Annotated in this window: 18 protein-coding genes and 2 pseudogenes; 13 read left to right on the plus strand and 7 right to left on the minus strand. The window is 54.6% G+C overall.

Going from position 1 to position 21,116, the window contains the following annotated elements:
- Nucleotides 1-5: 5 nt before the first annotated feature.
- From sdhA to GTO89_RS00370, 10 genes and pseudogenes are all read left to right on the plus strand, one after another.
- Nucleotides 6-1,757: a succinate dehydrogenase flavoprotein subunit gene (gene sdhA, locus GTO89_RS00330; RefSeq protein ID WP_161260071.1), complete on the plus strand. Its 1,752-nt coding sequence runs from the start codon at nt 6-8 to the stop codon at nt 1,755-1,757.
- 2 nt (nt 1,758-1,759) lie between these two features.
- Nucleotides 1,760-2,506, plus strand: a complete 747-nt coding sequence (gene sdhB / locus GTO89_RS00335; protein WP_161260072.1) for a succinate dehydrogenase iron-sulfur subunit — start codon at nt 1,760-1,762, stop codon at nt 2,504-2,506.
- A 336-nt stretch (nt 2,507-2,842) separates the two neighbouring features.
- Nucleotides 2,843-3,970: an ADP-forming succinate--CoA ligase subunit beta gene (sucC, locus tag GTO89_RS00340; protein WP_161260073.1), complete on the plus strand. Its 1,128-nt coding sequence runs from the start codon at nt 2,843-2,845 to the stop codon at nt 3,968-3,970.
- Between the two features lie 2 nt (nt 3,971-3,972).
- Nucleotides 3,973-4,842, plus strand: coding sequence for a succinate--CoA ligase subunit alpha (gene sucD / locus GTO89_RS00345; protein WP_161260074.1), 870 nt, complete (start codon nt 3,973-3,975; stop codon nt 4,840-4,842).
- 141 nt (nt 4,843-4,983) lie between these two features.
- Nucleotides 4,984-6,657: an acyl-CoA mutase large subunit family protein gene (locus tag GTO89_RS00350; RefSeq protein WP_161260075.1), complete on the plus strand. Its 1,674-nt coding sequence runs from the start codon at nt 4,984-4,986 to the stop codon at nt 6,655-6,657.
- A 21-nt stretch (nt 6,658-6,678) separates the two neighbouring features.
- Nucleotides 6,679-7,065 (plus strand): annotated as a pseudogene (locus GTO89_RS17225) (cobalamin B12-binding domain-containing protein); the annotation flags it as partial.
- Between the two features lie 45 nt (nt 7,066-7,110).
- Nucleotides 7,111-7,503 (plus strand): annotated as a pseudogene (gene mce / locus GTO89_RS17130) (methylmalonyl-CoA epimerase); the annotation flags it as partial.
- A gap of 120 nt (nt 7,504-7,623) precedes the next feature.
- Nucleotides 7,624-9,159 carry an acyl-CoA carboxylase subunit beta gene (locus GTO89_RS00360; RefSeq protein ID WP_161260077.1) on the plus strand — a complete coding sequence of 512 codons (1,536 nt, stop codon included), beginning with the start codon at nt 7,624-7,626 and terminating at the stop codon, nt 9,157-9,159.
- A 48-nt stretch (nt 9,160-9,207) separates the two neighbouring features.
- Nucleotides 9,208-9,900 carry a biotin/lipoyl-containing protein gene (locus GTO89_RS00365; protein WP_328793835.1) on the plus strand — a complete coding sequence of 231 codons (693 nt, stop codon included), beginning with the start codon at nt 9,208-9,210 and terminating at the stop codon, nt 9,898-9,900.
- A 49-nt stretch (nt 9,901-9,949) separates the two neighbouring features.
- Nucleotides 9,950-11,359 carry a pyruvate carboxylase subunit B gene (locus GTO89_RS00370; protein ID WP_161260078.1) on the plus strand — a complete coding sequence of 470 codons (1,410 nt, stop codon included), beginning with the start codon at nt 9,950-9,952 and terminating at the stop codon, nt 11,357-11,359.
- Between the two features lie 135 nt (nt 11,360-11,494).
- Here GTO89_RS00370 and GTO89_RS00375 read toward each other — a convergent pair whose 3' ends face one another.
- Both GTO89_RS00375 and ppnP read right to left on the minus strand, forming a co-directional pair.
- On the minus strand, nt 11,495-11,845 hold the full coding sequence (locus tag GTO89_RS00375) for a DUF4405 domain-containing protein (RefSeq protein ID WP_161260079.1): 351 nt from the start codon (nt 11,843-11,845) through the stop codon (nt 11,495-11,497).
- Nucleotides 11,846-11,956: 111 nt separating this feature from the next.
- On the minus strand, nt 11,957-12,274 hold the full coding sequence (gene ppnP / locus GTO89_RS00380) for a pyrimidine/purine nucleoside phosphorylase (protein WP_161260080.1): 318 nt from the start codon (nt 12,272-12,274) through the stop codon (nt 11,957-11,959).
- A 269-nt stretch (nt 12,275-12,543) separates the two neighbouring features.
- On the opposite strand from ppnP, the gene GTO89_RS00385 reads away from it, so the two are divergent.
- Nucleotides 12,544-12,723, plus strand: a complete 180-nt coding sequence (locus GTO89_RS00385) for a (2Fe-2S)-binding protein (RefSeq protein ID WP_161260081.1) — start codon at nt 12,544-12,546, stop codon at nt 12,721-12,723.
- 98 nt (nt 12,724-12,821) lie between these two features.
- Here the strand turns inward: GTO89_RS00385 and GTO89_RS00390 are convergent, their stop codons facing one another.
- Nucleotides 12,822-14,591 (minus strand): methyl-accepting chemotaxis protein, encoded by a 1,770-nt coding sequence (locus GTO89_RS00390; RefSeq protein ID WP_161260082.1) that lies wholly within the window; start codon nt 14,589-14,591, stop codon nt 12,822-12,824.
- A gap of 561 nt (nt 14,592-15,152) precedes the next feature.
- Here GTO89_RS00390 and GTO89_RS00395 point away from each other — a divergent pair.
- Both GTO89_RS00395 and GTO89_RS00400 read left to right on the plus strand, forming a co-directional pair.
- The gene (locus GTO89_RS00395) at nt 15,153-16,277 is read left to right on the plus strand and encodes an MFS transporter (protein WP_204758148.1); all 1,125 of its coding nucleotides are present in this window, start codon (nt 15,153-15,155) and stop codon (nt 16,275-16,277) included.
- A 33-nt stretch (nt 16,278-16,310) separates the two neighbouring features.
- Nucleotides 16,311-16,712 carry a ferritin family protein gene (locus tag GTO89_RS00400; protein WP_161260083.1) on the plus strand — a complete coding sequence of 134 codons (402 nt, stop codon included), beginning with the start codon at nt 16,311-16,313 and terminating at the stop codon, nt 16,710-16,712.
- 100 nt (nt 16,713-16,812) lie between these two features.
- Here the strand turns inward: GTO89_RS00400 and GTO89_RS00405 are convergent, their stop codons facing one another.
- The 4 genes from GTO89_RS00405 to GTO89_RS00420 all read right to left on the minus strand — a co-directional run bounded on the left by GTO89_RS00405 (nt 16,813) and on the right by GTO89_RS00420 (nt 21,111).
- On the minus strand, nt 16,813-17,475 hold the full coding sequence (locus GTO89_RS00405; RefSeq protein ID WP_161260084.1) for a flavodoxin family protein: 663 nt from the start codon (nt 17,473-17,475) through the stop codon (nt 16,813-16,815).
- 170 nt (nt 17,476-17,645) lie between these two features.
- Complete coding sequence (locus GTO89_RS00410) at nt 17,646-18,320, minus strand: polysaccharide deacetylase family protein (RefSeq protein WP_204758142.1); 675 nt, start codon at nt 18,318-18,320, stop codon at nt 17,646-17,648.
- Between the two features lie 438 nt (nt 18,321-18,758).
- Nucleotides 18,759-19,058: a zinc-ribbon domain containing protein gene (locus GTO89_RS00415; RefSeq protein ID WP_161260085.1), complete on the minus strand. Its 300-nt coding sequence runs from the start codon at nt 19,056-19,058 to the stop codon at nt 18,759-18,761.
- A gap of 271 nt (nt 19,059-19,329) precedes the next feature.
- On the minus strand, nt 19,330-21,111 hold the full coding sequence (locus GTO89_RS00420; protein ID WP_161260086.1) for a YcdB/YcdC domain-containing protein: 1,782 nt from the start codon (nt 21,109-21,111) through the stop codon (nt 19,330-19,332).
- Nucleotides 21,112-21,116: the final 5 nt, after the last annotated feature.

Here is a 21,116-nt window from a genome sequence, read left to right on the forward strand (position 1 = left end):
ATGAAATGGAAACGCGTATTATCGTCGTTGGTGGCGGTCTTGCCGGTTTGATGGCCGCTATCAAAATCTGCGAAGCCGGCGGAAAAGTGGACCTCTTTTCCCTGGTTTCCGTGAAACGCTCCCACTCGGTCTGCGCCCAGGGCGGGATCAACGGGGCGGTCAATACGAAGGGTGAAGGCGACTCCCCTTACGAACATTTCGACGACACTGTCTACGGCGGCGACTTCCTGGCGAACCAGCCACCCGTCAAGGCCATGTGTGATGCGGCCCCTGGGATCATCTACATGATGGATCGCATGGGTGTCATGTTCAACCGGACTCCGGAAGGCCTTCTGGACTTCCGCCGTTTCGGTGGCACGAAGCATCACCGCACCGCTTTTGCCGGCGCCACGACGGGCCAGCAGCTCCTCTACGCGCTGGACGAACAGGTTCGCAAATGGGAAGCAGCCGGTCGTGTTACAAAATATGAGAACTGGGATTACCTCTCCTCTGTCCTTGACAACGAAGGCGCCTGCCGCGGCATCGTCGCTCAGGATATGGCCTCCATGGAGATCCGCGCCTTCCGCGGTGACGCCGTCATCCTGGCCACCGGCGGCATCGGCATGATCTTCGGCCGTTCCACCAACTCGACTATCAACACCGGTTCGCCCCAAGCTTCGGCCTATCAGCAGGGTGTCTACTACGCCAACGGCGAGATGATCCAGGTGCACCCCACCGCCATCCCTGGCGAAGACAAGCTGCGCCTGATGTCTGAATCGGCTCGTGGTGAAGGCGGACGGGTGTGGACCTATAAAGACGGCAAACCCTGGTACTTCCTCGAAGAATGGTACCCGGCCTACGGCAACCTGGTCCCCCGGGACGTGGCCACCCGCGCCATTCACAAGGTCTGCTACGAACTGGGCCTCGGCGTCGACGGCAAACCCCAGGTGTATCTGGATCTGTCCCACATCGACGCCAAGACCCTGGATCGCAAGCTTGGCGGCATCCTCGAGATCTACGAGAAGTTTGTCGGCGACGATCCGCGCAAAGTGCCCATGAAAATTTTCCCCGGTATGCACTACACCATGGGTGGTCTCTGGACCGATTACAACGGCATGACCAACATCCCCGGCCTCTTCGCCTCTGGCGAAGCCGAGTACCAATACCACGGCGCGAACCGTCTCGGCGCCAACTCGCTCCTCTCGGCCATCTTTGGCGGCATGGTTTCCGGCCCGGCGACGATGAAGTATGTCAAAGGTTTGAAAAAATCGTCCGCCGACGTTTCCCAATCCGTCTTTGACCAGGAAGTCAAGCTCCAACAAGCCAAGATGGAAGAGATCTTCCGCATGAGCGGCACCGAGAACCCCTACAAGATTCACGAAGAGCTCGGCAACATGATGCTGCAGCACGTCACCATCGTCCGGATCAACAAAGACCTGAAGGCGACCGATGACAAGCTGCAAAATCTCATGGCCCGTTGGAAGAAGATCGGCTTGCCAGACAGCAGCCGCCATGCCAACCAGTCGGCCATCTTCACCCGTCACCTCTGGAACATGCTTGAACTGGCCCGCGTGATCACCGTCGGCGCCCTGAACCGGAACGAGAGCCGCGGCGCTCACTACAAGCCCGAGTTCCCGAACCGTGATGACGTGAACTTCATGAAGACGACGAAGGCCAAGTGGACGGCCCAAGGCCCCGCGCTCGAGTATGAAGACGTCGATGTCTCTCTGATCAAGCCGCGGCCCCGCCGTTATGACGTGGACAAGGGGGCGAACTAATCATGGCCGAAACGATTCGTTTGCGTGTAAAACGGCAAGACGGTCCGAATGGGACCCCGCGTTGGGAAGAGTTCGCCATTCCTTATCGGAAGAACCTCAACGTGATCGCCATGTTGCAAGACATTCAGAAAAACCCCGTGCTGGCCAACGGCCAGAAGACGACGCCTGTCGTCTTCGAGTGCAACTGCCTGGAAGAAGTCTGCGGCGCTTGCAGCATGGTCGTCAACGGCAAGCCTCGCCAGGCCTGCTCGGCCCTGGTGGATCAACTGAGCCAGCCCATCACCCTGGAACCGCTCTCCAAGTTTCCGCTGATCCGAGACCTGCAAGTCGACCGGAATCGCATGTTTGAGAGCCTGAAAAAGGTGAAAGCCTGGATCGACATTGACGGCACCTATGATCTGGGCGCCGGTCCCCGCATGGCCCCGCGCGACCAGGAGTGGGCCTACCCCCTTTCCCGTTGCATGACCTGCGGTTGCTGCGCTGAGTCTTGCCCCAACTACAACCAGAAGTCGGCCTTTATCGGCCCGGCTGCCATCTCTCAGGTTCGTCTCTTTAATGCCCACCCCACCGGTGAGATGCAGTCTCATGATCGACTGGATTCGGTTATGGGCCCCGGCGGCGTCACCGACTGCGGCAACGCCCAGAACTGTGTCCGCGTCTGCCCCAAGGAGATCCCCTTGACCACCTCCATCGCCGACATCGGCCGGCAGACGGTGTTCCGCTGGATCGACCGGGCGCTTCGCTCCTAAACAAAGCTCCAGATCCTTTTTCATCGGTGTCAATAAAATGACCTAGCTGGGGCGGGGCCCCGGCTAGGTCTTCCACCGCCCCGATACCGGCGACGGTTCTCCTTTGGCTTGTCAGATTGCTCCGTAACGGCAAACTTTCGCGAAGCCATACATACTCTTTGCTGACAGTGTATCGCACCCTGGAATGCAGTTGCGACCGTCGCATCATCGCCACCACCGTTCACCGCCATGCCATTGTCCACTGTCGATTTGTTAAAAAACCTTTCCGACTACAGGTAAGGGTTGGCCCCGAAAGGGTTAACATATCCACAGCGAACAAGGAGGGCATTGAAAACAGTGAAGTGCTTTGAGTACATGGGGAAGGAGATCTTCGCGCGGTTCGGCATTCCGGTTCCTCAGGGCCGTATGGTCCTGAAGCCGGAAGATGCGGCAACAGTGGCGGCGGAGATCGGCAAGCCAGTCGTCATCAAGTCTCAGGTCCTTTCCGGCAAACGGGGCAAAGCCGGCGGCATCAAATTTGCCGACACCCCGGAAGCGGCAGCCCAAGCAGCGGCTGAGGTGCTGTCCATGACGGTGCAGGGTCTGCCGGTTCAGCGCATCCTTGTGGAAGAAAAGCTGAAGATCGATGCAGAACTCTATGTGGCCATCACCATCGACGGCGCCGCCAAAGCGCCTGTCGTGATCGCCTCGGCCAAGGGCGGCATGGACATTGAGGAACAGGACGAAGCGGACATTGTCAAAACCCATCTGGATGTCTTTTTAGGACTGCCGGCCTTTCTCGCCAAAGATTTGGCGAGAAAAATTGGTCTACGCGGCAATCTTGCCAAGGAGTTTTCTGACATACTGTCGAAAATGTATTGTATCCTTAATCACAAGGATGCCGAACTGGTCGAGATCAACCCCCTTGTCATCTCCGGCGACCACCTGATCGCTGCGGACGCCAAGCTGACCATCGATGACAGCGCCCTCTACCGCCAGAAAGATATCCCTTTCGTCGATGAAGATATGACGGAAGTGGAGAAGATGGCCAAGGCGGCCGGAGTCGGTTCATTCGTTGAACTGGGCGGCGACATCGCCATTATGGCCAATGGCGCCGGCATCACCATGGGCACATTGGACATGGTACAACTCTTTGGCGGTCAACCGGCGAACTTCATGGACGCCGGCGGCGGAACAGGGGTAGAAGGCACGGCCAAGGCGCTCCGCATCCTCTTGGCCCAGAACCCTAAGGTCATCTTGATCAATATCTTTGGCGGGATCACCCGCTGTGACGACGTCGCCAATGCCCTGGCGCAGGTGAAACAGAACATCGGCATCCCCGTCCCGGTCGTCGTCCGTATGGTCGGCACCAACGAGGAGGCGGGTGTTCGCATCCTGAAGGAAGTCGGAATCGACGCCTATCGGGATATGAAAACGGCCGCTCAAATGGCCGTTGCGCTTGCAAAACGCGGGGAGGGGGCGTAATCATGGCGATCCTGGTCAATGGGGCATCAAGCGTGCTGATTCAGGGGATCACGGGCAAGCAAGGAAGTTTCCATTTTCGACAAATGCGCGCCTTCGGAACCAACATCGTCGCCGGCGTCGCGCCGGGCAAGGGCGGCAGTCGCTTCGAGGACATTCCCCTCTACGAGACGGTCCAGGAAGCCTGTGAGCATCATACCATCGACGCGACGGTGCTGTTTATCCCGGCGGCCTTCTGCAAAGACGCTGCGTTGGAAGCCATCGAAGCGGGCATCAAAGTCATTGTCATCATCACTGAACATATCCCGGTGCAGGATGAGTTAATCATAGTGAATCGGGCCAAACTGAAGGAAGCCGTGATCATTGGACCGAACACCTTCGGTATGGCCTCCTGGAAGTGCAAGCTGGGCATCCTTCCCAATGTCGCCTTCTCCCCGGGTCCGGTCGGCGTCGTAGCCCGTTCAGGAACCTTGACCTATGAGATCGTCGGTTCACTGACAAACGTCGGCATCGGCCAGACCAGTGTCATCGGTCTCGGCGGAGACCGTGTCCCGGGTTCATCATTTGTAGATATGCTCAAACGGTTTGAGGTCGACCCGGACACAAAATGTGTCGTCCTTGTGGGCGAAATCGGCGGAAACGCCGAAGAAGAGGCGGCCGAGTTCATCAAGACCATGAGCAAGCCTGTCGTCGCATACCTGGCCGGGAAAAGCGCCCCTCCGGGCAAGCGCATGGGGCATGCGGGCGCGATCATCGAGCGGGGCAAGGGCACTTACGAAGGAAAAGTAAAGGCTCTGACCGCCGCCGGCGCACAAGTGGCCACCTTCCCCTACGAAGTCGTAGAAAAAGTCCAGACGTTGCTTGGTCATGCCTGACCGGTAGGACAATCTCCGGCGCCGCCGCGACTGCGGCGGCCCGGACTTCCATCGATCAGGCCGCCAAGAAGCACGGCGATCCACGGGCGAGAAGGGCACCGCACCATTCGTTCCCAAGTTCGAAAGGAGGTTCATCGGTTCGTGTTTGATTCGGAAAAAGTCGCACAAGTCAGTGAAGCTAAAGCAAAGTGGCAGGAGAACTCGTTGGGCAAGGTCCTCAAGAAGGCTCCCGAGCGCCGCGCCGAGTTTGCCACCGATTCCGGTATCTCCATGAACACCCTCTACACCCCCGAAGACGTAGCCGATCTCGACTACGCCCGTGATCTCGGGTTCCCCGGCGAGTTCCCCTACACCCGCGGGGTGCAGCCGAACATGTACCGCGGCCGTCACTGGACCATGCGCCAGTATGCCGGTTTCGGCACCGCCGAACAGACAAACGAGCGTTTCCGCTACCTGCTTGAGCAGGGGCAGACGGGTCTTTCCTGCGCCTTCGACCTGCCGACTCAGATCGGCTATGACTCGGATGATCCCCTGTCTCAGGGTGAGATCGGCAAGGTCGGTGTCGCCATCGACACTATGGCCGATATGGAAATCCTCTTCGATAAAATCCCCTTGGATAAAGTCTCCACTTCAATGACCATCAACGCCCCTGCTGCAGTGTTGTTGGCCATGTACATCGCTGTCGCGGAAAAGCAGGGCGTCAGCGCTGATAAAATCGCCGGCACCATCCAAAACGATATCCTCAAGGAGTACATCGCCCGCGGCACCTACATCTTCCCGCCGGCGCCGTCGATGCGCCTGATCACGGACATCTTTGCCTACTGCGCAGAGAAAGTGCCCAACTGGAACACCATCTCCATCTCGGGCTACCACATCCGTGAAGCCGGCTCCAGCGCCGCTCAGGAAATCGCCTTCACCCTGGCTGACGGCATCGCCTACGTCCAGGCGGCCATCAACGCCGGTTTGGATGTGGATAAATTTGCCCCCCGCCTGTCCTTCTTCTTCAACGCCCACCTGAACTTCTTTGAAGAGATCGCCAAGTTCCGGGCGGCCCGCCGGCTGTGGTCCAACATCATGAAGGAACGCTTTGGCGCTAAGAACCCCCGTTCCTTGGCTTTCCGCGTGCACACCCAGACGGCTGGCTCCACCCTTACGGCGCAGCAGCCTAACGTCAACATCATGCGCGTCGCCTTCCAAGCCCTGATGGCTGTGCTCGGCGGCACCCAGTCGCTGCACACCAACTCCAAGGACGAAGCGCTCGCGCTGCCGAACGAAGAGTCGGTTCTCATCGCACTGCGGACCCAGCAGGTCATCGGCTATGAACTCGGCGTCGCTGACGTGGTCGACCCCCTGGGCGGTTCCTACTACATCGAATCGCTCACCAACCAACTCGAAGGCAAGGCCAAGGAATACATCCAGAAGATCGACGATCTGGGCGGCGCGCCCAACGCCATCGAATACATGCAGCGTGAGATCCAGGCCAGCGCCTATCGTTACCAAAAGGGCGTCGAGTCTGGCGATAACGTGGTCATCGGTGTCAACAAGTTCCAAATGAAGGAAGAGCCGCCCAAAGGCCTGCTGAAAGTTGACCCGGCCCTCGGCGAAGCCCAGAAGGCCAAGCTGAAAAATGTCAAAGAATCTCGTGACAATGTTGCCGTGCAAGAAGCCCTGGCCCGCGTACGCGCTGCCGCCCAAGGCAACGAGAACATGATGCCTGTCATCATCGAAGCCGTGAAGGTCTATGCCTCCCTCGGCGAAATCTGCGGTGTCATGCGGGACGTCTTCGGCGAATATCGTCAACAAATCATTTTCTAAGCGGGGAGGGTCGCTCGTACCATGGAAAAGAAACCGATTCGCGTAGTAGTTGCCAAACCGGGCCTGGACGGCCACGATCGCGGCGCCAAGGTCATCGCCCAAGCGCTCCGGGACTCCGGCATGGAAGTCATCTATACCGGTCTGCGCCAAACGCCGGCCCAGATCGTTGAAGTCGCCATCCAGGAAGACGCCCAGATCGTCGCTTTGAGTTCGCTCTCTGGCGCTCACAGCGCTCTTTTCCCGCAGGTGGTGGAAGGCCTTCGCGCCCAGGGGCTCAATGACGTCCTCGTCCTCGGCGGCGGCGTCATCCCTGATGACGACATCCCCTTCCTGAAGGAATCGGGTGTGGCTGAAATTTTCACTCCTGGCACGGATACGCGGGACGTCGTGGCGTTCATCGAAGAACACTTCTACGGCCCCAAAAAAAAGCCTGAAATCCAACACATCGACCATGTCGGCATTGCGGTGAAGGACCTGAATGCGGCCATCGCCTTCTATGAGAACGTCATCGGCATCAAGTGCACGGCCATCGAAGAGGTTCCCGAGCAGAAGGTGCGCGTTGCCTTCTTCCCCTCTGGCGACGCTGAGGTGGAACTCCTCGAATCGACCGATCCGGAAGGCCCCATCGCCAAGTTCATCGCCAAGAACGGCGAAGGCATCCAACACGTAGCCTACCGCGTCGACGATCTGGAAGCCAAGCTGGAAGAACTTAAGAAGGCGGGTGTTCCGCTCATCGATAAGACACCGCGGCGCGGCGCCGGCGGCGCTGACATCGCTTTCCTCCATCCGAAAGGCACCTTCGGCCATCTGGTCGAACTCTGCCAGCGTCCCGGAAAACTCAAGTAAGACCGGGCCGTCACACCATCGTCACTGCTGTGGCCCGTCGATCCCCGCATGAGGCAAGGGGAGAGGGCGCAACATAGTTCCACGAATACAGGCGTATGAAGATTGGGAGGGATCATTCCCTTGAACATGGAAGAACGTTTGGCTCAGTTGGCGAAATACCGCGAGAAGCTCACCCAGGGCGGCGGCCCGAAGCGGATCGCCAAGCAACACGAGTCCGGCAAGATGACTGCCCGTGAGCGCATCGAAGCCCTGCTCGATCCCGGTTCCTTTGTTGAACTCGGTGTCTTTGTCGGCGACAGCAATTTCGACACCCTGGAAAACCCGGGTGAGGGTGTCGTTGTCGGCCACGGCACTGTCGAAGGCCGCGTGGTATATATATACGCCCAGGACTTCACCGTTTCTGGCGGTTCCCTCTCGAAGGCCCATGCCGACAAGATCGTCAAGGTCATGGACCTGGCCCTGAAAAACGGGGCGCCCTGCCTCGGCTTGAACGACTCCGGCGGCGCGCGGATTCAACAAGGCGTTGATGCTTTGGAAGGATACGGCAGCATCTTCTACCGCAACACACTCTCTTCCGGCGTCATTCCCCAGATCTCGGCCATCCTCGGCCCTTGCGCCGGCGGCGCCGTCTACTCGCCCGCCCTTACCGACTTCATCTTCATGGTCAACGGCATCTCCCGCATGTTCATCACCGGGCCTCAGGTCATCAAGGCCGTCACCGGCGAGGACGTATCGCCCGAAACCCTCGGCGGCGCCCTGACACACAACCAGCGGTCCGGTGTGGCCCACTTCATGGCCGACAGCGAACTGGAGTGCTTTGAACAGATCCGCGCATTGCTCTCCTACCTGCCGTCCAACAACATGGAAGAACCTCCCGTTGTCGACCCTGTTGAACCGGAGTTCGATGCGGAAGAGCTGCTCAGCATCATCCCGCCCAACCCCAACCAGGGCTATGATGTCCGGGACGTGTTGCTGCGCATCGTCGACGCCGGCTCCTTCTTTGAAGTGCAACCCCTCTTCGCGCCGAACGGCATCACCGCCTTTGGTCGCCTGAACGGCAAAGTGGTCGGCATCCTGGCCAACCAACCCAAGGTCCTTGCCGGCTGCCTCGACATCGACGTATCGGACAAACTGGCCCGTTTCGTCCGTTTCTGCAACGCCTTCAACATTCCCCTGCTGACCTTCGAAGACGTGCCCGGCTTCCTGCCCGGCACCAATCAGGAGTACGGCGGCATCATTCGGCACGGCGCCAAAATGCTCTACGCTTATTCGGAAGCGTCTGTCCCCAAGATCACCATCATCCTGCGCAAAGCCTACGGTGGCGCCTACCTGGCCATGTGCGGCAAGCCCCTCGGCTGTGACGCCGCCTTTGCCTGGCCGACAGCGGAAATCGCCGTCATGGGTCCCGATGGCGCCGCCAACATCATTTACCGCAAAGAGATCGAATCGGCGGAAGACCCGATTGCGATGCGCAAGCAGATGGTCGAGAAGTACCGGGATGAAGTCTCCAATCCGTTTATCGCCTGCGCTCGCGGCTATGTGGAAGACATCCTCGACCCGCGGGAAACCCGCAGCCGCCTGATCGCGACGCTGGATGCATTGGCAACCAAGCGCGAAAACCGGCCGCGCAAGAAAAACGGAAACATCCCGGTCTAAGGTCCTGGGGGTGTCGCCCCCCTTTGGAAAGGGGTTGGGTAACGAAACATGCTAAACCGTGACCGCAAACGTCGTCGCCAAGCAGCCATCGCCGCTGTCATGTCGGCCATCGGCTATCAGATGGCCAGCATCAAACGGCGGGGGAGAGTGACGGGCGGACAGAGCTTCGCCCGCTCGGCCTGGACCGGACGAACAGATTGGAAGACCATGGGTCTTGCCGATGCCTTGGGGCAGAGGGACTCAGATACCCCAGTTGAGGAGATTGCCAGGCAGATCGCTGCCCGAATGCCTGACAGCGGGAGGGAAATTTTTGTGAAGAGATTCAAAGTCCGTGTTGACAATCAGATGTTCTATGTAGAAGTGGAAGAAATCCCTGGCGAAGGCGCCATGGCTGCCGCCGCCCCGGCTCCGGTCGTCCGCGCCGCCGCCCCTGCGCCGGCGCCGAAAGCCGCTGCCGCTCCGGTCGCCCCGAAAGCCGCCGCCGCTCCGGCCGCCAAGGCTGCGCCGAAAGCCGCTGCTCCCGCCGCGGGTGGCGGAATCACCGCTCCCATGCCGGGAACCATCCTGGACGTTCGCAAGAATGTCGGCGATGCCGTCAACGCCGGTGAAACTGTCCTCATCCTCGAAGCCATGAAGATGGAAAACGAAATCCAGGCGGATCACGCGGGCACCATCCAAGAGATCCGCGTGAAGAAGGGCCAAGCGGTCAACGCCGGTGAGGTTCTGGTCGTCATTGGCTAACCGTAAACGAGGAACGTCGACCCAGACGAAGGGCAGGAAGGAGTCTAACATGGAAAAACGGGTTATCAAGTTTACCGACACCACGCTTCGCGACAGCCACCAATCGCTGCTGGCTACCCGGATGAAAATCGAAGACATGCTTCCGATTCTCGAAAAAATCGACGCGATCGGATACCATTCCATCGAATGCTGGGGTGGCGCCACCTTCGATACGACCATGCGCTTCCTGAATGAAGACCCCTGGGAACGCCTTTGGACCATCAAGAAACACTGCAAGACCCCTACACAGATGTTGCTGCGGGGCCAGAACTGCGTCGGTTACAAGCACTATGCCGACGACGTGTTGGAAGCCTTCATTAAATACGCCTGTGAAGGCGGCATGGACATCTTCCGGATTTTTGACGCCTTGAACGACGTACGGAACATGGAAAAGGCGATGGAGTACACCAAGAAGTATGGCGGGCACGTGCAAGGCGTGCTCTGCTATACCATCAGTGAATTCCACACCACCAAGTACTACGTCGATATGGCGAAGAAACTGGCCGAGCGCGGCGCAGACTCGATCTGTGTCAAGGATATGGCCGGCATCCTCACCCCTGGCGCCGCTTACGAGATCGTCAAAGAGGTCAAAGCCGCCGTCGGTCTGCCGGTCCAGTTGCACACCCACTATACTTCCGGCATGGGTGGCATGATGTACCTGAAAGCGATCGAAGCCGGATGCGATGTCATCGACACGGCGATCTCCTCGTTGGCCCTGTCCACCTCTCAGCCTGCCTGCGAAACGATGGTGGCCACCCTGGAGAGCCTTGGTTACGAGACCAATCTGGATCTGCTGAAGCTGAAAGAGATTGCCGACTACTTCAAGGATGTGCGCAAGAAGTATCGCCAGTTCGACCTCACCGACGGCACGCCTGACACGAACGTGCTCGTCTATCAGGTACCAGGTGGCATGATCTCCAACTTCCTCTCCCAGCTCGCCCAGCAGAACGCGTTGCACAAGCTGCCCGATGTGCTGGCGGAAGTGCCCCGCGTCCGGGAAGACTTCGGTTACCCGCCGCTCGTCACCCCTTCCAGCCAGATCGTCGGCGCTCAGGCGGCCCTCAACGTCCTGCTCGGTGAGCGGTACAAGATGGCGACCAACGAAGTCAAGCAGTACATGCGCGGCTTCTACGGCCAGCCTCCTGCGCCGGTCAATGAAGAAGTGCGCAAGAAGATCGTCGGCAATGACGAAGTCATCCATTGCCGCCCGGCCGACCTCATCCCCCCCGGGATGGAAGAAGCCAAGAAAGGCGTCGCCTCGGTCATGCAGAAGGAGCAGGATGTCGTCACCTACGCCATCTTCCCGAACGTGGCCCTGCCATTCCTGGAAGAGCGCTTGGCCCAGCAAACCAAAGTGGACTTCAAGCTCGCCAAGGAAGGCGCCAATGACGAAGGCAAGGTTGTCACCTACCCTGCCTAAGTAAGCGCTAGAAAAAACTTTTGCTAACGCAAAAGGCAAACAGATGAAAAGCCGCCGGTGATGTGCCGGCGGCTTTTTCTGTGCCCATGCGCAGGAAACCATTGAACGAACAAATCCTGCTTACGGAGGAGATTGCTATACTCCGTCTTGCCGTTTGTTTTTGAATCCCAACTCGGCAACCAGGGTCTTGGCGTTCAAGGCAAAGTGGATCAAAGCAAGCGGGATCAGCGCTAACCCTGCAGCTTCATGAATCCCCTTCACTGGAAGCCCCTTTCGCGCAGCATCAGGCGGGAGCCGGTTTGCTTCGCCGGTTTCACGAGTTGCCGCGCTATCGATGGAGGGACGACGGGAAGGATCACGATGTTCATCATGATCGCCCATTAAACTGATGCCTGTGCCGGCGAGGGTGATGGCCGCTACGGTAAGTATCACAGAAACAATACCTTTGATTCTCGCCTTTAAGGGGACTGAACGGGTCTCTGACAAGATGATCCACTCCTTCAAGATTCATTCAGGAAGGAGTTTAACCGATGAATCTTAAAACGGAGTGAAAATCTTTGTGTAGGCTTTGTGAACTTTGGTTTGTGGGTTTCCTTCTTATCCTTTGATGTAAGAGCAGCAGTAATCGGACACTTCTGTGGCAGAGACTTTGAACCTGGAGTTGGCGGGAACCTCAAAGCTTTGCCCGGCTTCGAAGACAAGCCAATCTTCCTGGTCGGGGAGGAGCGCCGCCAGTTTGCCGCCCAGGACCTCCATGATCTCTTTATCTGCCGTTCCGAATTCATATTCTCCCGGCATGATGATGCCGAGAGTTTTCCGTTCTCCATCGGGGAAAATGATCGTCCGGCTGCTCACTTTTCCGTTGAAGTAGATATTTGCTTTTTTTACGACTGTGACACTGATAAACTTATCCATGTGTTACCCTCCCGTTTATTTCATCGCCTATACACTACTACATGCAAACCAAGGAATCAACCAGTATCGGGAAGGTATTACGCTGGTCCAGGATGCGCTGCGACAAATACGAGCGAACCGGGAAGCCTATGCGGGGGCGATAATTCAGATAAGCTGAAATTAGGAATAGGGTCCTACGAATGACAGGAGCATATCTCTGCTCACATATGGTAATATTAGCTTGGGAAGACACAATTTAAAGACACTTGATCTGATGAGGAGGAACTTATATGGATGCAGGTAAACTTGTCTGTGGGTGCAAAAAGGTTACGTACGGTGATTTGCAAGAAGCGGTCGCCAAAGGCGCCAAATCCTTTGAGGAAGTACAGTCTGCCACAAAGGTCAGCACAGGTTGCAAAAAGTGCACCGATCACGTGAAATCGATGGTGAGCGAACTGTTGCCCCGATAATCGGAGATTAGAAAAATGCCTGCATTACGCCGTTCCTACCGTTTTTTCTCGGTATGAAGCGGCGTGAGCAGGCATTAATTTTTTGTATATATCACTTGTTAAATCTTGAACCTGCCAACCAATCCATTGATTTGTTCAGCCGTTTTTGCTTGTGTCATCATGGCGGCGCTGATTTCGGCCATCGACACATTCAGTCCCTCGGTACGTTTTGCAATATCAGCCGTTTCCGAAGATATTTTGAAAATTAAATCGGCGACTGCAGCGATCGCTTTGGTTACCTCTGATACGGATGAGAGTGTGTGTTTGCTCATGCTTTGGGTGCTATCGAACAAAGAAGAGAACGTGTCCGCATCAGATAAATACTGATTTCCAACGGTTTCGAAGCGGGAATAGTCTTTTTTGACGGTTGTATCAATAAAGTGAAGCAACGCATTGGTTTTTTCAACAAGCACATCGATGGCTTGCCGGACTTGATTCGTCACGCTTTGGATGCCTTCCACCGTTTTCGATGATTCTTCCGCTAATTTTCTTACTTCGTCGGCCACAACCGCAAACCCTCGGCCCTGCTCGCCGGCACGTGCGGCCTCAATGGCTGCGTTTAATGCGAGCAGGTTGGTCTGTGAAGCGATGCCGGAGATTGAATCAGCAAGTTTCGAGATTTGTTCCACTACTTTTGCATCATCGATCGCGGACAGAACAGAATGGTGAATCTCTTCATAGATTTGACTGGCGTATCGACTAGAATGTGTCACATCGTCTTTCAGACCGATTGCCCGTGATTCGACCTTTTGCGTCTGTTCTTGGCCATCTCCCACACGTTGGGTAAGCATTTGCAAACCTGCATGCATCTCCTGGCTGGATGCCGTTATTTCCTCTACCGATGCGGAAACTGACTCGGTGCCGGCAGATATTTCGTTGGTCGATGTAAAGACACTGTCCATACTGTAAGATACGGATTGGGTAGTCGCTGCCAATTGCTCGCTGGACGCGGCTAATCCTTGAGCCGTTTCCAGCATCTCTGCGAGCATATTGCGAATATTCGCTTGAAACTGATCCAGCGATAGGGCGATCTGGCCCAGTTCATCCTGTTGTGTTTTTAATGAAGAAGATAAGGAAACGGAAAAATCACCTTTCGACATGCGGTCTGTTACACCGTTAATCTCTTGAATCGTTTGGTTCATGCGACGATATACAAGGAAGCTTAACAAGACTGCCAGAGCAATAAATAGAACAGAGGTAACAACGATCGTGATGGTCGAGCGTAAGATGTTGTCCCGCCGTTCGTTTGCGATGAGCTTCCCAAACTGGTCGAGGATTTCCCCCAGTTCATTGATAGAGCCGCGTGATTTTTCAAATAATTTATCTGATTTGGCTAGTTCTCCCATCAATGCGTCCCGGCTGACAGATGGATCTTTACTTTGTTCAATCAGCGAATCAGCAGCTTTTTGCCATGCTGCAAAAGAAATGCGATATTCATCAAAGTTATCAAAGGCGTTCTTGCCTGAAAGGCTATGTTTGACTTGTAAAAAATAATTTTCGTTTGCTTTTACTAAAACACGCGTCTTTTCGACGCGTTCCGTTGCTTGTTGGATATTGTCCTTATAGTCTTTTAGGAGCTTTTCTCTATCAGTGTTTTGGACACTCCCTTGAATCAGATCATGTTGAGCGACTAGCGCCTGGTACATATCCCTATCCGCATTCAGAACATAGCTCAATCCGACGTAACCTGTGTCGAACAAAGATGAGATGAGTCCTTCCGTGTTTTCATACTGGGTCTTTGCGGCGATGGATACACTGATGATCAAGCCGAGTACAGGGATGCCGAGAAGTAAAAACAGTTTCTTAGAAAAGCTCAGGTTTTGTAGCATGACTTCACCTCAAATAAATCGATTAATGCGATAGTGCCCACATTCTCATGGTTTATTCTCGTCTAACCCACGACAATCCTGCTTTTGGATGTTTGAATTGCTAAAATATATATTCCAATTCATAAATACATTTCGAATTTTAAAAAATTCTTCCATTCCTATGGATGGTTGGTTGCCGGGAGTGTGAATGGATTCTGCGGGATGGGACATTGACAGGAAGCATTGTTGGGGGTATTGTAATACGATTAGACTGGGCGATAATTTCCCGAAACGCAAAAGTGCTGAGGTCACTGCGGGGTAACACTTGCGAACCAGGCAGTTGAATTCCAGTCAAGAGAGACGAGGGATATGGAACTGCCGCGCCGTATTGGGTGGAGGCTCAGGAAAGCAGTGTATTTGGAAGGGGGGGAGTGCGATTAACAAATCAAATTAAAAAATAACATGCCACCCATACTTGAGATTGCGGTAATTAAAACAAACAAGGAGACGATGATGCCAGAAAAAGCAGTTCGATCGGTTTGGCTGTTAATGATCTGTTCGGCGACCATTTTGGCAATCACGATGGGCGCAAGGCAGTCTGTCGGGCTTTTTGTTTCACCCCTCCATAGCGCCACTGGATTGGGTATCGTCTCCATCAGTTTTGCTCTTGCTGTGGGGCAGTTCTTTTGGGGGTTGGCGCAACCCATTTTTGGCGCGATTGCTGACAAGAGGGGTTCCTACGGCGTTCTCATTATCGGGGCCTTTCTCCTGTCAGGGGGATTCCTTTTGACGCCTTTTGTGCAATCGGAATGGTCGCTCCTACTGACCATGGGCATATTGACGGCAGCAGGCGCAGGTGCAGGTAGTTTCTCGATTTTGATCGGCGCCACCGCCCAGCAGTTGCCGCCGGAGCGTCGTTCCTTTGCAGGCGGCTTTATCAATGCGGGCGGTTCCTTCGGGCAGTTTCTCTTCGCGCCGCTTTTGCAAGCCATCATCAGTGGATTCGGCTGGGTCGCGGCCATGTTCACCATGGCGGCTGCAACACTGCTGACCATTCCCCTAGCGTCGCTGCTGCGCGGCGCTCCGCCAGCCGGAAGCGCCGACAAGGCTGGGCGAGATGCAGGAGGGCTGGCGCGGCAGATCCGTCAAGCCATGGCGAACCCGAGCTACATATGTTTGCACGCGGGATTTTTTACATGTGGCTTTCATATCGCCTTTCTGGTCACCCATCTGCCGGGAGAAGTGGCGCTGTCGGGGCACTCTGCCAGCGTGTCTGCCGCCTCCTTATCGATCATCGGTTTATTCAACATCGCAGGCAGCCTATTTGCCGGAATGCTCGGCGCGCGTTACCGGATGAAATACATCCTCGCGGCCATGTATGGCAGCCGTGCCGTGATGATCGGGCTGTATCTGCTGGCGCCCAAAACACCGTTGACCTTTTATATCTTTGCCGCCTCTCTGGGGTTTACGTGGCTGGCCACCGTGCCGCCAACGGCGGGGCTGGTAGGGAAACTCTTTGGCACAAAATACTTGGCGACACTCTTTGGGTTGACTTTGCTCACCCACCAGATCGGGGGTTTTTTAGGCGCATGGCTTGGCGGCCTGGCCATCAACCATGATGGAAACTACCTCTGGATGTGGTACGCCGATATCCTGTTGGCCTCGGCGGCTGCGCTGGTTAATCTTCCGATAGGCGAGGAAAAATGAAAGCAGAACCTACATTAATGGGGGTAAGGTAAAATGAGCATTTTTGGGTTGACAAAGGGCACTGATTTTGAAAATGAGATTGAGAAAAATCAAAACGGGGAGACACAGGGAGCGGTCATGTATGCTGCCGCCGCTTATATTGCAGGGGAAAAGGGATTGCATGAGGCGGCCGAGTTGTTATTGAAAATCGCAGTCGATGAGCTGAGACACGCCGGTTTATATGCTGTGTTGAACGGAAAAGTCAATATGGATATCTTCGAAACGATGGGGAAAATTCAACCCATTGAGGTGGCAGCTGAATCAAGGCTGAAGGAATTTGCTCAAAAACTCGGGGTGATCGGCGCTGAAGTGACAAGCGCCGTGGAAGCGGTTGCAAAAGATGAAGCTGTACATGGAGAGAGATTACGGTACCTGTTGGAGAAGTATCAAAAATAAGCGCTAACTGAACGACCTCGCCTATACCGGCGAGGTCGCTTTTTTGAAACAGTCGCGTACTTTGCGATGGCGATTTTTCCAGTCCCAGTTTTGCTACGGTTTATTGTGCAGTCGTATTATTTTGCTGGGCGAATCGGTTTCCCAGATCGAAGGCTTTTTTGCAGTCCTCCGGGAACACCTCTGCCCGTCTCTTTGCTTTTGCCTCGGCGTTAAAACCGGATGCTTCATATCGGGAGTAGTCTTCAAACTGGTAGGTATCTGTCACGAACAACGACTCACAGGAACCGAAGGTCCGCGTCAACACCATTTCGAAGCCTTTCAAGTTCTGTTCGTACCCGATTTGTTTCATCAGGACCTCAGGAACGTTCATCGTATAGATCATGGCCGTGGGGATTTTCTTTTCGGTAAGAACGGAATAGTTCCCGTCATAGACGAGGTGCTGAAATAACAGCCGCTCCAGGAAAGAGCGGGCCTCACCGGTGATATTTCCAAAATAGATAGGCGAACCGATGATCAACGCGTCGGCCCCATCAGTTTTCCCCAGGATGGGTTTTAGATCATCGTTGACAGCGCACTGACCGTAGCTTTTGCCGCCTTTTAATTTACAAGCGAAGCAGCTTATGCAACCCTTATAGCTATAGTCATACAGATGGATCAACTCGGTTTCTGCGCCCTGGGCTGCCGCGCCTTCCAGGGCATTTTGCAGAAGCATCGCCGTATTCCAGTTTTTCCGCGGACTGCCGTTGATCGCGATCACTTTCATGAGACACCCTCCTCATCTGATAGCAACCTGCTCATCTCAACGGGCCGAAAGAGCTCAGTGAGACTGCGAATAAAATACCTTGCTATGAATTCGATGACTCAAATCAAGTTCCTTCGCGCACACCTTTTATTTTGTATCAAAATTTTGCTCTATGACTGTTTCCGTAAAAGCTATTGAATGATCCTCTCTACGGTGACGAACTCATACCCTTGGGCACGCAGTTGATCAATGATTTCCGGAAGCGCTTGAACCGAAGCGTTCAACTGTCCCGGAACGGTTGCCCGGCAGTGTTGGAGGATAATGCTTCCCGGCGAAACCTCCTTATTGACGACGCTCAGGATTTGGTTCTTGTTTTTTCCTTTTAGATCGCGGGTGTAGATGGACCATTCGACGACCTTATAGCCTAAGCTTTTTAGTTCATTGATGACGTTGCTGTCGAAAGAGCCATAGGGCGTCCGAAACAAAGTCGTTTTGAACCCCGTGATTCGGCGGATCTCATCTTCTGTCGACCGCACTTGGTCGGTGAGCTCATCGGACGATAAGCGGGTGAGCTTCCGATGGTCCCAACTGTGATTGCCGATGGCATGCCCCTCCTGGGCGATGCGTTGCAGCACCTCTGGGTATGCGTTGGCCTGCTTGCCCACCACAAAGAATGTCGCAGGTACTCCTTTATCGTGGAGAATGCTGAGGATTTGCGGGGTGTACACACCATCCGGACCGTCGTCAAAGGTGAGGGCGACATATTTTTTCTCGGGATCTCCTTTATAGTACAAGGTGCCCTGGTATCGCTCCTGCAGTGCTTTCGCCTGTTCGGGGTTGAGATTGTAATCCTGGAGTTCCCTCACAGGTATCGTCGCGTCTGGCTCGGCGTCTGTCAGTCGCTTGAAAGGATTTTTTGCGCAGGCTGTCAGCATGATCGCAGAGATAAGGAAAAGCGAAATCAAGCGTGTTTTACTTATCAAAGTTCCAACGCCTTTATATTATGTTGAACACGACGATAGTTTTTCCAGGAAAGGCTCACAGTATGTTCTAAAAAAAGCCAATACGCTCAAGTTCGTTTCGATGTAGAGATGCTTTCACTCGAAGAGAAGTGACGACTTTTCTATATTGAAGGATTTCCATCAGGCGAATAGAATGCAATTACAGGAAATAAATCCTAACGACTGAACTCTCGTGTAGGTAAAATTCACACTGTGTATTCCGCAATTAGGCAAAGTTGCAGAGGAAATAAAAAACAAAAAAGCCCACCCTATCGGGTGAGCTCTTTTTTACGAGTTAGGATTCTACCAGCGATTGCGGGGTTGGGGCTGGAAGCAGTCGCGGCAGTAGACGGGCTTATCGCCACGGGGTTGGAAGGGAACAGTGGTTTCTTTGCCGCAGGAAGAGCAGACGACGGGGAACATTTCGCGCTCTTGGCGATAGCCACCACGGTTGTTGTTTTGGGCTTTACGAGCAGCCCGGCATTGGGGGCAACGACCGGGTTCGTTGGTGAAGCCTTTTTCGGCGTAGAATTCTTGTTCGGAAGCGGTGAATTCAAACTCGCAGCCGCACTCTTTGCAGGTTAACACTTTGTCTTGAAACATAAAAAAAACCTCCTCATATTTTGCCCTGTCTAGGGATAACCGTCAAACCTCCCTAGCCACAGGCAATCGAGAAGAGTAGCGTTTCACCATATCAGGACATGACCACAGTATACAGTAATATTCGAACATGTGCAAGGGATAATGGCAATTTTTTGTGGATTTTTTGCAAAGGATCAACGGATATAAGCCACACGATTCATAATGAAATGCGAGGAACGGGAAACCCACCGTTGACAGGTGATTTCTCCCGTTCCTCACTTCCTCTTCCGGTTTATTCTTGTTCGATCACGGCGCCGGTGAACGCATCGACCGTAATCGGTCGAAACTCAGGGCACAATCGGTACTCCAGATTGGCTTGCTTCGGACGCTGATGATAGAATTCTGGCCAGTCATAGATCAGCGCCGGGGTGAATTGTTTTGACACGAGTTCTTTAATCTTATCTTCTGTCAGGGCTTTGGCGGGATCAGGGTATTCTGTAAAAGGCGACTCCATGTAATTAAATTGGATTATCTTGCCTGTGGACGTGTCGACCGAAACGAAGATATGGGTTGAAAAATCCGGTATGCCCTGCCGAAGGACGGTGCAAGAAAAGTCATAGGGTCGGTGTTCGGTTAGTATTTCGGGAGGAAGTTTGCTGCGGTTTACCCACTCCGGTATGGGCCGGTGTACCGAGCGACTGATCTCCAGGTCATAGTCGCCTTGCGGCAAAGCGGACGCTAAAAACTGAAGCGCCGTCGCTTTTGCCTGGGCTTCCGTCACTGTCGCCGCGCTATCGTTTTTATTGACTTCATCATTAATGAACAGGTTTGTGACCACTCCTGTTTTTGCGTTCACCTGTAGGTCGCAGGATAGGGGGATCCCTCTTAAACCGTTCTTTGATTCACCCTTTTTCGGTTCCCGGAGTTTGAGCCAATGGAAGTTCATGGTCCGACCTTTTTCGTATTTCAGATACCGGTTTGGATTCTCCATTTCCAGCGCAGCGGTGTCAGCGCCGGTAAGGTTTTTTAACCATGCAGCGGCATCGTGTACATCTTTGATGATGATTACATTTTTCCCCTTTAGTTGTACCCGTTCCGGCGTTTCTTCCGATTCCGGTTCGGCCGTTCCTGTGAGCGCATTGACCGGCTGCATATTAACCCAGTAGACGAGGGGCGCCCTTTTTAAGGAGGGGTCAGTACCAGGGGGAACAGGCGCATAGACGAGGGTGGCATCGATCAACCGTGCAAATTCCGGCTGTAGTTCATCTTTGGACTTGATCTCAGTGGGGAGTGGGAAGACCTCCTGGGGATAGGTCGCCAGATCCCAATTATTGGCTCGGACGATCTCTCCTTTATGGTTGAGGCAGACAGACCAACCGCTATTGGCTACGGGGATATCGTTGATGATACGCTTAAAGTGGACCACTCTGTAGCGAATCACTAGATCATCTCCCCCGTGACCAATGATCGTATAATCGGGCGTCGTTTCCATCCATCGATATTGACGAAATTGATCCCCTGTCACTTGTTTCAGAAAATCGGTGGCTCGCCCGATTGCGACCTTCTCTGAGAGGAAACCTGTGTCGCCCTTTCCGTTATCGACATTGTGCAGGTTGCCAGTTTCACCGTCGAAGCTGATCAGATCGCCTGTCTCGCCATCGAAGGTGAGTGAGGTACGGGCGCTCCTGCTCGGTCCATCAAGATAAATGTTCCAGGTCGTCTTCCGCCCGTAGGGACCCCCATGTCGCTTTTCTTCACTGTGGATTTTGAGTTCTTTGCTGCTCACTTTCAACTGGGCAAGTTCGGGATTGAACTCCGTCAATGCTTTGAGGATCTGCTCGCTGCGCAACAGGACCGCCGGAGTGGGCTGCATGGAACCATTGTTGTTAGAGAGTGATTCACTAGAGGAAGTCGATCCATCTGTCGAAGCGAAAACAGCCCCAGATGCCAGAGGGGCAGCCGATGCGGGAGCGGTGGGAAAGACGGCATGTCCCAGGAGCAGAGCCAGAGAGAGACTGGCGATCGTGGTTTTTGATGCTCGTGATACCTGACGATAGGGGTGATACAGCGACATGAGGC

Origin of the sequence: Heliomicrobium gestii (genome assembly GCF_009877435.1) — a bacterium.
In the GTDB taxonomy this organism is placed as follows: Bacteria; Bacillota; Desulfitobacteriia; order Heliobacteriales; family Heliobacteriaceae; genus Heliomicrobium; species Heliomicrobium gestii.